The sequence below is a fragment of the Marinobacterium nitratireducens genome, from assembly GCF_014645375.1.
GTDB classification, from domain to species: domain Bacteria; phylum Pseudomonadota; class Gammaproteobacteria; order Pseudomonadales; family Balneatricaceae; genus Marinobacterium_A; species Marinobacterium_A nitratireducens.
Window position 1 is genome coordinate 190,835 of the sequence record NZ_BMLT01000004.1, and the last position, 12,339, is coordinate 203,173.

Consider the following 12,339-nt stretch of genomic DNA (forward strand, 5'->3'; position numbering starts at 1 on the left):
CTTCCTTCTATGACTGCAGCGGAGCCCGGGGGTTGCATCCGACTGGCGATACCGCCCTATTTGCCTGCCGAACGCTCGACCTGCAACTCGCGCTGGCGCTGCTTCATCGCCTTGCGCTCGATGATGGCTTTGGCGGCATCGTTTCCGAGGTGCGCCTCGCCCCTTTCGCGCGCCAGGCGAACCTGCAGTTCGCGCTGCTCGAAACGCTGACGTTGCTCCTCGGTGAGCTTGTCGAAGCAGTGCGGGCAACTGACGCCCTGCATGTACTTATCGCTCGCCTTGTCGTCTTCGGTGATCGGCATGCGGCAGGCGTGGCACTGATCGTAGCTGCCCTTCTCGAGCGCATGATTGACCGAAACGCGGTTGTCGAACACGAAGCACTCGCCCTGCCACAGGGACTCTTCCTGCGGCACCTCCTCGAGGTATTTGAGAATGCCGCCTTCGAGGTGGTAGACCTCGTCGAAGCCCTGCTCCTTGAGGTAGGCGGTCGACTTTTCGCAGCGAATGCCGCCGGTGCAGAACATCGCCACCTTGCGGTGCCGGGCCGGATCGAGCTGCTCCTTTACATAGTCCGGGAACTCGCGGAAGGTCTCGGTTTGCGGGTTGACCGCGTTCCTGAAGGTACCGATCTGCACCTCGTAATCGTTACGGGTATCGACCAGCAGCACCTCGGGATCCGAGATCAGATCGTTCCAGTCACGGGGCTTGACGTAGGTGCCGACCACCTGGCGCGGGTCGATGCCCTCGACGCCCATGGTGACAATCTCCTTCTTGAGCTTCACCTTGGTGCGGTAGAACGGCATCTCGTCGGTGAGGGACTCCTTCCAGGACAGCTCCGCCAGCCGGCTGTCGGAGCGTAGCCACGCCAGCAGGCGGTCGATCGCTTCGCGGCTGCCGGCCACGGTGCCATTGATGCCCTCGCGGGCCAGCAGCAGGGTGCCGCGCACGCCCTCGGCTTCCATCAACTCGAGCAGCGGCTGGCGAATCGCCTCGAAGTCGTCGAGGCTGACAAACTTGTACAGTGCACAAACAACGGTCTGGGTCATTTCGAATCCAATTTGCGGTCCGGGTCGCAAACCCGGAGCAGGTTGAACGGGCCGCGGATTATAGCAGAAAGAGTCCGGCGTGGGTTTAGCGGGCAAGGAACGTGATTGTCTCCCCAAAGCGGTGAACTTTTGTACGCCGATGCAATCTACCAATACGGATCAGCAATATCCTGGCGAGGGCGTTGCTGGTTCGGCCCAGCCGACGCCCCCGGTGCCTGTGGGACGTCGGCTGCCCTTCCCAGCCACGATCACTCCAAAGCCCCCCGCTTCTTCGATGCGCCCCAAATGATAACGGTATAATACCGGTCTCTGGTCGCCCGTGCCGCCGATCTGCTATGCTTGCTTGCTTTCTTCAACCCTTATTGATCGATGCCGCCGCCATGAGCAAGTACTGGAGCGATGCCATCCGGGAACTGGTTCCCTACGTCCCGGGTGAACAGCCAAAGGATCAGCAGTTTATCAAACTGAACACCAACGAAAGCCCCTACCCGCCGTCGCCCAAGGCGGTCGAGGCGCTGCAGGGCTTCGATACCGACCGGCTGCGGCTGTACCCGGATCCGGACGCCAGCAGGCTCAAGCAGGCGCTGGCGGACTACTACGGCGTCGAGCGCAACTGCGTGTTCGTCGGCAACGGTTCCGACGAAGTGCTGGCGCACACCTTCATGGCCTTCTTCCGCCAGCCGCAGCCGCTGCTGATGCCCGAGATCAGCTACAGCTTCTATGACGTCTACTGCAACCTCTACGCCGTGGAGCCCCGCCATATTCCGCTGCGCGAGGATTTTCGCATCGCGCTCGAGGATTACGCCCAGCCCAACGGCGGCATCATTTTCGCGAACCCCAACGCCCCCACCGGCCGCGCGGTTTCACTGCAGGAGATCGAGCAGCTGCTGCAGCGCAATACCGAATCGCTGGTCGTGGTCGACGAAGCCTATGTCGACTTCGGCGCCGAGAGCGCGGTCGCGCTCACCAGCACCTACGACAATGTCCTGGTGGTGCAGACCTTCTCCAAGTCCCGCTCCCTGGCCGGACTGCGCATCGGTTTCGCCATCGGCCACCCCGACCTGATCGAGGGGCTGGAACGGGTCAAGAACAGCTTCAACTCCTACCCGCTCGACATGCTGGCCATCAGCGCGGGCGTTGCGGCGATTGAGGACGACGTCTATTTCCGCGAAACCCGTGACCGCATCGTCGCCACCCGCGAGTGGACAGCCGGCGAGCTGGCGGCTCTGGGATTCCGCGTGCTGCCGTCCTGCACCAACTTCCTGTTCGCCAGCCATCGCTATATCGAGGCGGCTGAGCTGATGGGCTACCTGCGCACCCGAGGCCTGCTGGTGCGGCACTTCAGCCGGCCGCAGATCGACAACTATCTGCGTATCAGCATCGGTACCGATGACGAAATGCGCCGGCTGGTCGAGACTCTCGAAGAGCATCCGGAGATCGTCCGGCTCTGAGACGACGCATTGACCGCTCAGTCATACGGCGGGCCTGTGCGTTGCAGGCCGCCGTCACGCCCGAGCTCGAAACGATCGAAGTCCGCAGCCAGGTACAGCGTACCCTCATAAACGTCGCGGGCTTCGCGCTCCAGGCATTCCAGGGGTAGTCCGCGCCGCCCGCCGTGCTGGTAGCGCGGGCTGAAGTGGGTCAGGATCAGGTTGGGAACCTCGGCGGCCGCGGCAAATCCGGCCACTGCCCGGGCGCTGCTGTGCATCGGTTCCGGGCCGATACGGGCCAGGGTGTCGGCGTCGTAGGTCGCTTCGTGTACCAGCAGGTCGGCCCCGCGACAGGCCCCGGCCAGCAGTTCGGGCCGGTCGTTGTCGCCGCCGACGACCAGGCACCGCGCCCGCCACGACGGCTCGGTGTAATCCGCCGCGACGGCCCGGCTGCCGTCCGGGAGCGTCACCGCCTCACCACGCTGCAAAGCGCCCCACAGGGGTCCACGCGGTATGCCATCACGCTCCAGCCGCTGCTGGAGCAGATGTCGCGGCACGCCGCGCTCGAGGAAGCGAAAGCCGTAACTCGGCACGCGGTGAGACAGCGGCCAGGGAGTCGCGCTGGGTCCGGGAAGAGCCGCGCTCGGACTGCGCCGCGTCCTGCTCCCGCATCACCAGCAACCAGCCGGGCGCCGCGGCCGCGACGCGCAATTCGACTGTACGGGCTTGCCGCAGACCCAGCGGGCGCCACGCCGGCAGCCGCTCCGGCTGCAGTTCCAGCAACAGCGTCTGGGGTTTCGACTCGGTCTGGGCGCGATCCATGGCCACGCCGATCGCGCGGGCCATATCCGCCGGGAAAAGCCCCGACAGTGCCTGACCGGTCAGCCCCTCCGGCTGCAACCAGCCGAGTGCACCGCGGGTGCAGCGCAGGATGTGCTGCTGCGCGTTGACGAACAATACCGCCTGATCAAGGGTTGCCAGCAGTGCGTTTAGCTGAAGTGAGTCCTGCCCGTGCCGTTCCGTCATCAATCGCTCCTGTTTCCGGCAGCCCGCCGGTGATAGACACATCGACGGCCTATAGTAACCCCAAGGGTTGAATGGTGAAACAGCGATGTCTCACCATTGGCGACGGACCGTTGCGCCTTCGCGCCTCCCTTCCGGGCAGAACTGAAAGCCGTCAGACCACGTAGTACTTCAGCGGCGGAAAGCCGTTGAACTCGATGGAGCTGTAGCTGGTGGTGTAGGCGCCGGTCGAGAACCAGTAGAGACGGTCGCCGCTTTGCAGCGACAGCGGCAGGCTGTAGCGATAGTTCTCGTACATGATATCGACGCTGTCGCAGGTCGGCCCGGCCAGTATCACCTCCTCGCGGTCGGTATCATCGTCACGGTCGGTGGCCAGCGGATACTTGATCGCCTCGTCGAGGGTTTCGATCAGCCCGTTGAACTTGCCGACATCGCTGTAGACCCAGCGCTCCAGCGCCGACGACGACTTGCGCGAGATCAGCACCACTTCCGACACCAGCACGCCGGCATCCCCCACCAGCGAGCGTCCCGGCTCGAGAATGATTTCCAGCGCTTCGTCCCCGAAGTCCTCATGCAGGAAGCGGGTGATTTCCTCGACGTAGGTTTCGAACTCGTTGGTCTTCTGCAGGTAGCTGGCCGGGAAGCCGCCGCCCATGTTGATCATCCTCATGCGGATACCGAACTCCTGCTGCAGACGGTCGAAGATCACCTTGACCTTGGCGATGGCACCGTCCCAGACATCGATATCGCGCTGCTGGGAACCGACATGGAAGGAAATCCCGTAAGGCTCGAGCCCCAGCTCCCGGGCCAGCACCGCCAGCTCCACCGCCATTTCAGGATTGCAGCCGAACTTGCGCGACAGCGGCCAGTCCGCCCCCTCCGACCCTTCGGTCAGCACCCGGATATAGATCCGCGCTCCCGGTGCCTCGGCGGCAATGTTGCGAAGATCGGCCTCGGAGTCGGTGGCGAACAGCGTGACCCCCTTGTCGTGAAAGTAGCGGATGTCACGCGCCTTCTTGATGGTGTTGCCGAAGCTGATACGATCGCTGCCGACGCCGTGTCGCAGTACCTTGTCCAGCTCGTAGGTCGAGGCGATGTCGAATTTCGAGCCGAGCTCTGCCAGCAGCGCAATGACCTCGTCCGCCGGGTTCGCCTTGACGGCGTAATACACCTGGGCATAGGTGAAGCCCTGAACCAGCTGCAGGTACTTCTGGCGGATATTCTCGAGGTCGATGACGAGAAACGGCGTATCCTGGGTGTCGGCCAGCTTCTTCACCCGCTGCCACTGTTCGGGAGAGATATGTTCAGGGAGTTTCATTGCGTGCGGCACCTCGTAAAAATCGGAGGGTTGGTATGCAGGAAGCGCACTCGGGGGTGCGCTATAGCGAAGAACCCGCAGTGATCGGCTCAGTGCGGGTTCTTCAGCGAAATTGGCGCGGAGTATAGAGCAATGAGGTCAGGGCGCAATGCTTTTCGTCCCGAGATGAAAATGTTCGCTGCGATCCCCGGCACCCTCAGAGTTCGCCGCCATGGGCGACGATTTTTTCGATTTCCGCGAAGGTCTTGGCTTCGTACATGACCTCGAAACTGACCTTCAGCAGACGCGAGATGTCGCTTGCCGAAATCACGCCACGCACCCGCTTGACGCCCGCGTAGCTCTCGTCGATCACCACCACGTGCTGTTCGCCGGAGCCCTGCATGGTCAGCATCACATCGCCGATGGTGGCATTGGCCACCTGGTCGTACGTCAACGCCTGAATCCCGGCTCGCGCGGTCATGATGTGGCGCACCTGCACGTCAGCCCTGCCGATACCCTGCTGCTGGGCACAGGCCAGCACTTTGGCCCCGGCGATATCCCGGGCCGTGATGACGCCGGAGAAATGGCCCTGATCGTCGACGACGAACAGCATCCGCACGTGCTGGCTTTTCATCCACTCGAGGGCGGTGTCGACCTGCCAGCCCTGCGGCACCGTCACCGGCGCCGATTCGGTGAAGTCGGTCATCACCGTCAGCGCCGGACTGCGCAGCGTAGCCGGCGGCCTGACCTGGGATGGCGCCAGCAGGTGATCGACCCCGGCGACCTCCTGCAAATGCAGGTGACGAAATTCTTGAAACATGGGTGCTCTCTCTTTCTTTTATCGTTCTTAGCCTCCAAGGATAACGGCTTTGCAACGGGATTTCAGCCCGGCGCCGGCGACCACTGCGGCAGCATAAAACGCCCCTGACTCAGCAACCGTGCCTGGCCCTCGACCTCGACGTATTCGACACCTCCTTCCCCGATCCGGACTTCCGTCTCGATCAGGCTGGGCCGGCCCATTTCCACCCCCTGCTCGATCCGCATCCGGTAGCGCCCCTGCGCGGCGGCATCGAGCGCCAGCATGCCGGCCAGCGCCGATGCCGCCGCGCCCGTCGCCGGGTCCTCGGGAATACCGAAGCCGGGTCCGAACATCCGCGCCCGCACCCGACCGTCCGCGGGAGTGCGGCAGTACAGGTAAAGGTCCTGCGCCGCCTCGCCTGCGAGCTTCTGACGCCAGAGTGATGCATCAAGCCGGGCGTGGGCGAGGCTCTCCAGATCCACCACCTCCAGCATTTGAAACGGCGTGCCGCAGGAGGCGACGCGCGGAGCACCCGTCAGCTGTGAGGTCGCCAGCCCGACCAGGGCTGCGGCCTGGTCCTGACCGAGCGAGCTGGCGCTGACCTGTGGCGGACGCGCGGTGCGAAAGCGGGCGGCGGCTTCATCGCCCTCACCCCGCAGGGTCACGGCCACGTCCCCGACCCGCTGCGTCAGTATCAGTTCGCTGGCTACCGGCGGCTGCAGGCGGCCCAGATGCTTGAGCAACAGTGCGGTTCCGACCGTCGGATGGCCGGCAAAGGGTATTTCGCCGGCAGGCGTGAAGATGCGTACATCGAAGCGGTTGTCCTGCCCCGCTCCGGTAACGAACACCGTTTCCGACAGGTTCAGTTCGCGGGCCAGCTGCGCCATCAGCGCCTCCGGCACTGCGGCGGCATCGGGAAACACCGCCAGAGGATTGCCGGCGAACGGCCTGTCGGTAAAAACGTCCAGCGTGTAGTAATCGAGCGTGGGCATAACACCTCCCCGGCGGGGCCGCGACGCCGCCCCGCGCTACCGGTTTGCTTTCAGAGCCGCCAGAAAGGCTTGTCGCCTTCACGAATCGCATCGGCGCGGCTGATGCCGATGTCCTTGAGCATGTGATCGTCCAGCGTCAGCAGATCCAGGCGTGAGCGGCGTCGCGCAAGGGCACGGCGCAGCGCATCACGGAAACGGCGTAACAATTCGATTATCAGCATGACATCATCCTCCCAGGGTTGATGCCTGTCAGATTACGCCCGCCTGAAAAACCGCTACAGATTCAAATTGAAATATTTTTACCATGACAGATTTGCCATTTCGACAACTGTACTGCCAAAATTAACCTAATCTGTACTGAATCCTGAAACTGTATTGGATATCTGTAATGAAACTCTATGAGCAGGTCGCCGACGAGCTGCGTCAGCGCATCGACCGGGGCTACTATCGCTGCGGCGATCGCCTGCCGTCGATCCGGTCACTGAGCCGCGAGCACGGAATCAGCATCGCCACGGTGCAGGAAGCCTACCGGCTGCTGGAGGACCAGGGACTGGCCGAAGCAAGGCCAAAGTCCGGCTACTACGTCAGGCCGCGCCCGGCAACGCCGGCCATGCCGGCGATCAGCCGGCCGGCGCAACGGCCGCTGGAGGTCTCGCAGTGGGAACAGGTGCTGGACCTGCTGTGCGCCAGCGAGCAACCCGGTATTCTGGCCCTGGGACGCGGCATGCCGGATATCGACGCACCGTCGCTCAAGCCGCTTCAGCGCGCCCTCGCCAGCGGCCCGGGCACAAGCGGTCACCGTGGCCTGGCCTACGACAGCCTGCGCGGCTCGCAGGAGCTGCGTCAGCAGGTCGCACGCCTGGGCGTCGATTCGGGCTGCCGGCTGCACCCGGATGACATTGTCGTCACCACCGGCTGCCAGGAGGCGCTGTCGATCAGCCTGCGCGCCGTCACCCGTCCCGGAGACGTGGTCGCGGTCGACTCGCCGAGCTTCTACGGTACCATGCAGGCGATCAAGGCGTTCGGGCTCAAGGCCATGGAAATCCCGACCGACCCGGTGACGGGTATCAGCCTGGACGCGCTGGAGCTGGCGCTGGAGAAATGGCCGATCCGGGTGATCCAGATAACGCCGACCTGCAACAACCCGCTCGGTTACACCATGCCCGACGACCACCGCAGGCAGCTGCTGTCACTGGCGCAGCGCTTCGACGTCGCCATCATCGAGGACGATATCTACGGCGATCTCAGCTATGCATTCCCGCGCCCGCGCACCATCAAGTCGTTCGACAGCGACGGCCGGGTACTGCTGTGCAGCTCCTTTTCCAAGACCCTGGCGCCGGGCCTTCGGGTCGGCTGGGTCGCGCCGGGGCGCTACGGCGAGCAGGTGCTGCACATGAAATACGTCGGCACCGCCGCCTGCGCCACCCTGCCGCAGCTGGCGGTGGCGGACTTCATCGCCGAGGGGCACTACGAGCGCCACCTGCGCCGCATGCGCGCCCAGTACCAGCAGTCCCGTGACCAGATGATTGCCTGGGTCGAGCGCCACTTTCCCGCCGGGACCCGCATCAGCTACCCCCAGGGCGGCTTCCTGCTGTGGGCCGAACTGCCGGGCGACGCCGACAGCATTCGTCTCAACGAGCGTTTGCTGGCGCAGGGCATCAGAATCGGTCCGGGACCGCTGTTCTCGGCCTCGGGCAAGTACCGCAACTGCCTGCGCCTGAATTATTCGGACAAGCCGGACGCACGCATCGAGGCGGCGGTGCGAAAAGTCGGCGAAGAAGCCACCCGCATGCTACTCGAACTCAACCGGGTGGCGTAAAAGCAGATACCCGTGAACAGTTCACTGTGGAGCCATTACGGGTTACGGGTTACGGGTTACGGGTTACGGGTTACGGGTTACGGGTTACGGGTTACGGGTAGAATTGTAGGATGGGTCAAGCGATGCTATGGCACGGGGTATACCGGCTATCCCGGCGCCCGGGCATCGTGGACCCATCATATCGATCGTAGTGCAGATCGATTGGTCTCGGTTGGCAACGTGCCGCTTGGTTGAGGTTGGCGCAGACCGTATTCGGAGCTGTGCGGACCCTGGTGAAGCGATAATGATGTACCGAGGAAGCCGAAGCTGCTGATGGGTTACGCCGCCGTTGCAGGTTGCTCCAGCCGTTAGCTTTGTGCTTTTGGCGGCTAGACCCATCCTACGGGCCTAGCCACTGATCATATGCGTCAGCAGCGCGCGCAGCTTGCCGGGGCGCACCGGCTTGGCCAGTACCGGCAGACCGCGATCGCGAAACCTTCGCAGCGTTTCGGCGGAGCGGTCGGCGGTGATCATCGCCGCCGCCAGACCCTCTCCATAGCGCTGGCGCAGCGCCTCCACCACCTCGAGCCCGGAGCGATCCCAGTCGAGCTGATAGTCCGCCAGCACCAGATCGGGCGGGTCACCGTCCCCGGCGGCCACGGCAAGGGCGCCGCCCAGATCCCGCGCCACCCGCGCCTCGCAGCCCCACTGCTGCAGCAGGGCCTGCATGCTGATCAGTACGCTCTCGTCGTTATCGACCACCAGCACCCGGCAGCCGCAGAGTTCGTCGCCGGCCACGACAGGCGCCGGCGCGGCGGCTTCAACGCTTTCCCCACGCCCCGCCAGCGGCACCTCGACCGCGAACATGGAGCCCCTGCCCGGCCGCGATGCCACCGTCACCGGATGCTCGAGCACCCGCGCGATGCGGTCGACGATAGCAAGCCCGAGCCCCACGCCGCGGCGCTCGCCCGGGTGGTGATCCGGCAGCTGGCGGAACTCCTGAAAGATTTCTTCGAGCTTGTCCTCGGCGATGCCGTCGCCGCTGTCCCAGACCTGCAGGCTGAGGCGTTCGCCGCGACGGCGCACGCCCAGCAGCACGCCGCCCGAGCGGGTGTAACGCAGCGCATTGCTCAACAGGTTGCGCAACAGCCGCGTCAGCAGTCGGCTGTCGCTGCGAATCAGCAGCCCGGCCGGGCAGTAAAGACGCAGCCGCAGCCCCTCGCTGGCTGCCACCGGCTGCAGCTCGTCGGCAAGCGGCGCCAGTACCGCCTGCAAGCCGAATACCGACAGGTCCGGTCGCACCGCGTTCTGATCCAGCTTGGAGATGTCCAGCAGGTCGGTGAGCAGCTCTTCGGCGCCCTCGAGCGCGAGGTGAATGCGATCGGCCAGATAGCCATCCCGCCCCGGCAGCTGGCGCTCGCGCAGTGTCGACACCAGCAGCCGCGCCGCATTCAGCGGCTGTAGCAGGTCGTGGCTGGCGGCGGCCAGATACTTGTCCTTGCTGCGATTGGCCGCCTCGGCCGCGTCGCGGGCATCGCGCAGCTGGGCGTTGAGTTCGAGCAACTCTTCGGTGCGCTGCGCCACGCGCTGCTCGAGCTCGGCATTGAGCCGCTGCAGGTGCTCGCGGGCGCGCTTGCGTTCGGTCACGTCGGCGACGAAAACCTCGACCAGTTCACGATCCGACTCGCACTTGAGCAGCATCGACATTGCCACATCGACCGCGCCGCCGTCCCGGCGTCTGAGGCGGGTTTCGAAGGCGGTCAGCTGGCGCCGCTCGCGCAGCCGCTGCCGGACGTGCTCGAAGTCGTCCGGGTCGATGAACAGATCCCGCAGCGAACTGAGCCGGTCGAGGCACTCGGCCGGACCGTCATAGCCGAGAATGGCGGCGATGGCGGGATTGGCGGCGAGAATGCCGCCGTCGAGATCGGCCTGAAAAATGCCGTGCAGGGCATTCTCGAACAGCCATTTGTAGCGGTTGCGCTCCTCCTCGAGTTCGGCGACCTTGCGTTCCAGTTCCGGGTAGTAGCTCTTGCGGGCCGACTGACGGCCCAGCCCGATCAGATCCTCGAAGGTCGCCGCCGACTGCTCAGAGGGCTTCTTCATACATGACCTCGACGTCCCGCTTCGACGACTTGCGCGGGTTGGTGAGGATACAGGGGTCCTTGATCGCTTTTTCCGACAGCGACGGGATATCGGTACGGTGAACGCCGAACATGCCCAGCGACTCCTTCAGCCCCACCTCCTGCTTGAGCCCGACCACGCGCTGCATCAGGCGCTTGCGGATCTCGCTGCTGTTCAGGCCGCGCACGTCGATGCCGAGGGTTTCCGCGACCACCTTGAACTTGTCGCTGGTCTCGCGGTAATTGAAGTCGATGACGTGCTCCAGCAGCATGGCGTTGCAGAGCCCGTGGGGCAAATCGAGATAACCGCCCAGGCTGTGGGACATGGCGTGCACCGCGCCGAGGATGGCGTTGGAGAACGCCAGCCCCGCCTTCATGCTGCCGAGCATGACCTGCTCGCGCAACTGCAGGTCGTCCGGGTGCCGGATCAGGTCGGCGAGGTTGCCGTTGATCAGCCGGATGGCATCGAGGGCGTGCATGTCGGTCATGGGCCCGGAGCCGGTGGAGACGAAGGCCTCGATCGCATGCACCAGGGCGTCGACGCCGGTACAGGCGGTGAGGAAGTTGTCCATGGTGCTGGTGGTTTCGGGATCGATCAGCGAAACGTCCGGCACCACCGACTTGCTGACGATGGAAATCTTCACCCGCTCGCTTTCGTCGTTGATGATCGCGAACTGGGACACGTCGGCCGAGGTGCCGGCCGTGGTCGGGATCAGGATCAGCGGAGGAATGGGCAGCTGCAGGGTATCGACACCCTCGAACTCGAGTATGTGACGCCCGTGAGTGCTGACGATGCCGATGCCCTTGGCGCAGTCCATCGGGCTGCCCCCGCCGACCGCGACGATCAGGTTGCAGCCTTCGGCCGCGTAGAGCTCGGCGCCTTTCATCACCTGGGCCGCGCGCGGGTTGGGCGATACGTCGGTGAAGACCACGTAGTCGATCTGCGCCTCGCGCAGACTCTGTTCGACGTCGGCCACCCAGCCGGCGCGCTGTACCCCGGGATCCGAGACCAGCAGCACCTTGCGGGCGCCGAAGGTGCGGGCATAGTTGGCGACCGCCTTGCGGGCACCGCTGCCGAACAGTATTTCCGGCGCAACGAACTTGCGCAGATTGGACAGCTCGTGACTCATGGACCTTCCTTCTTATTATGACGTCCGTAGCGGCCGGCACTCCCGCCAGCGGAAGCACTGGCGGCGACGGCCTGACAGGAGCCATTATAACCGGGCGGCCACGGCCGCACAGTATGGCAGGGAAGGTATCCTACGAAGGTATTACTGTGGCTTGCGCGCAGCGACCGGGTGACGGCGTCGCCCGGTTAGCGGCTTTCCTGCTTCTGCTGGCAGCTCAGGCACAGGGGGGATTCGGGACGCACGCGCAGCCGCGCGAACGGAATCTCGGCGTCGCAGCTGCTGCAGTAGCCGAAGTCCTCGTCACCCTCGGCAATCCGGCGCAAGGCGATATGCACCTGCCGCAGGCGCCGTTCGCAGGCGGAGAGGTTGGCCTTGGCCATGCTGTTCTGCTGCAGCGCATCGCTGCGCTCGCTGGTGTCGTACTGCTTGCGCTCGCCGCTGCCGGACTCCAGCACTTCGCGCAGTCCTTCGATTTCTTCGTTCAGATCACGCTGAAGCTTGCGCAGAGCCTGCTCGACCTGCTGCAGATGTTCGTCCTGTAGGTTCTGTTCCATGGTGAAACTCTCTGTTGCGTAACGGGTGCCACCCGCCGTATTCGAAAAAAAACAAAAAAAAGGCGGGCCCGTCGGGCCCGCCTGGTGATGTCACAGTCGTGGCTTAACGGTCTGTCCGCCCGAGCGTCTGCTCTGAGGTGATACCCTCCT

At 64.4% G+C, this 12,339-nt stretch carries 12 protein-coding genes; 2 read left to right on the forward strand and 10 right to left on the reverse strand.

Features of this window, described 5'->3' with window-relative positions:
* Positions 1-56: 56 nt before the first annotated feature.
* Positions 57-1,046, reverse strand: a complete 990-nt coding sequence (gene trhO / locus IEX85_RS09170; RefSeq protein WP_188860287.1) for an oxygen-dependent tRNA uridine(34) hydroxylase TrhO — start codon at positions 1,044-1,046, stop codon at positions 57-59.
* Between the two features lie 380 nt (positions 1,047-1,426).
* On the opposite strand from trhO, the gene hisC reads away from it, so the two are divergent.
* Complete coding sequence (gene hisC / locus IEX85_RS09175) at positions 1,427-2,497, forward strand: histidinol-phosphate transaminase (RefSeq protein ID WP_188860288.1); 1,071 nt, start codon at positions 1,427-1,429, stop codon at positions 2,495-2,497.
* Positions 2,498-2,514: 17 nt separating this feature from the next.
* On the opposite strand, the gene IEX85_RS09180 is transcribed toward hisC, so the two are convergent.
* The 6 genes from IEX85_RS09180 to IEX85_RS09205 form a co-directional block, all read right to left on the reverse strand.
* Positions 2,515-3,033, reverse strand: a complete 519-nt coding sequence (locus tag IEX85_RS09180; protein WP_188860289.1) for an MBL fold metallo-hydrolase — start codon at positions 3,031-3,033, stop codon at positions 2,515-2,517.
* Complete coding sequence (locus tag IEX85_RS09185; protein ID WP_188860290.1) at positions 2,996-3,502, reverse strand: hypothetical protein; 507 nt, start codon at positions 3,500-3,502, stop codon at positions 2,996-2,998. Before IEX85_RS09185 ends, IEX85_RS09180 begins: the two co-directional genes overlap by 38 nt.
* Positions 3,503-3,653: 151 nt before the next feature.
* Positions 3,654-4,817, reverse strand: coding sequence for a type III PLP-dependent enzyme (locus IEX85_RS09190; RefSeq protein ID WP_188860291.1), 1,164 nt, complete (start codon positions 4,815-4,817; stop codon positions 3,654-3,656).
* Between the two features lie 196 nt (positions 4,818-5,013).
* Positions 5,014-5,616, reverse strand: coding sequence for a CBS domain-containing protein (locus IEX85_RS09195; protein ID WP_188860292.1), 603 nt, complete (start codon positions 5,614-5,616; stop codon positions 5,014-5,016).
* Between the two features lie 62 nt (positions 5,617-5,678).
* A complete protein-coding gene (locus tag IEX85_RS09200; protein ID WP_188860293.1) occupies positions 5,679-6,587 on the reverse strand; it encodes a PhzF family phenazine biosynthesis protein in 909 nt (302 codons plus the stop codon).
* A gap of 50 nt (positions 6,588-6,637) precedes the next feature.
* On the reverse strand, positions 6,638-6,808 hold the full coding sequence (locus IEX85_RS09205) for a DUF1127 domain-containing protein (RefSeq protein ID WP_188860294.1): 171 nt from the start codon (positions 6,806-6,808) through the stop codon (positions 6,638-6,640).
* Between the two features lie 167 nt (positions 6,809-6,975).
* Here IEX85_RS09205 and IEX85_RS09210 point away from each other — a divergent pair, with 167 nt between their 5' ends.
* Positions 6,976-8,406, forward strand: a complete 1,431-nt coding sequence (locus tag IEX85_RS09210) for an aminotransferase-like domain-containing protein (RefSeq protein WP_188860295.1) — start codon at positions 6,976-6,978, stop codon at positions 8,404-8,406.
* A 387-nt stretch (positions 8,407-8,793) separates the two neighbouring features.
* On the opposite strand, the gene IEX85_RS09215 is transcribed toward IEX85_RS09210, so the two are convergent.
* The 3 genes from IEX85_RS09215 to IEX85_RS09225 form a co-directional block, all read right to left on the reverse strand.
* On the reverse strand, positions 8,794-10,488 hold the full coding sequence (locus tag IEX85_RS09215) for a hybrid sensor histidine kinase/response regulator (RefSeq protein ID WP_188860296.1): 1,695 nt from the start codon (positions 10,486-10,488) through the stop codon (positions 8,794-8,796).
* Complete coding sequence (gene ercA / locus IEX85_RS09220) at positions 10,472-11,635, reverse strand: alcohol dehydrogenase-like regulatory protein ErcA (RefSeq protein WP_188860297.1); 1,164 nt, start codon at positions 11,633-11,635, stop codon at positions 10,472-10,474. Before ercA ends, IEX85_RS09215 begins: the two co-directional genes overlap by 17 nt.
* Before the next feature lie 185 nt (positions 11,636-11,820).
* A complete protein-coding gene (locus IEX85_RS09225) occupies positions 11,821-12,189 on the reverse strand; it encodes a TraR/DksA family transcriptional regulator (RefSeq protein WP_188860298.1) in 369 nt (122 codons plus the stop codon).
* Positions 12,190-12,339: the final 150 nt, after the last annotated feature.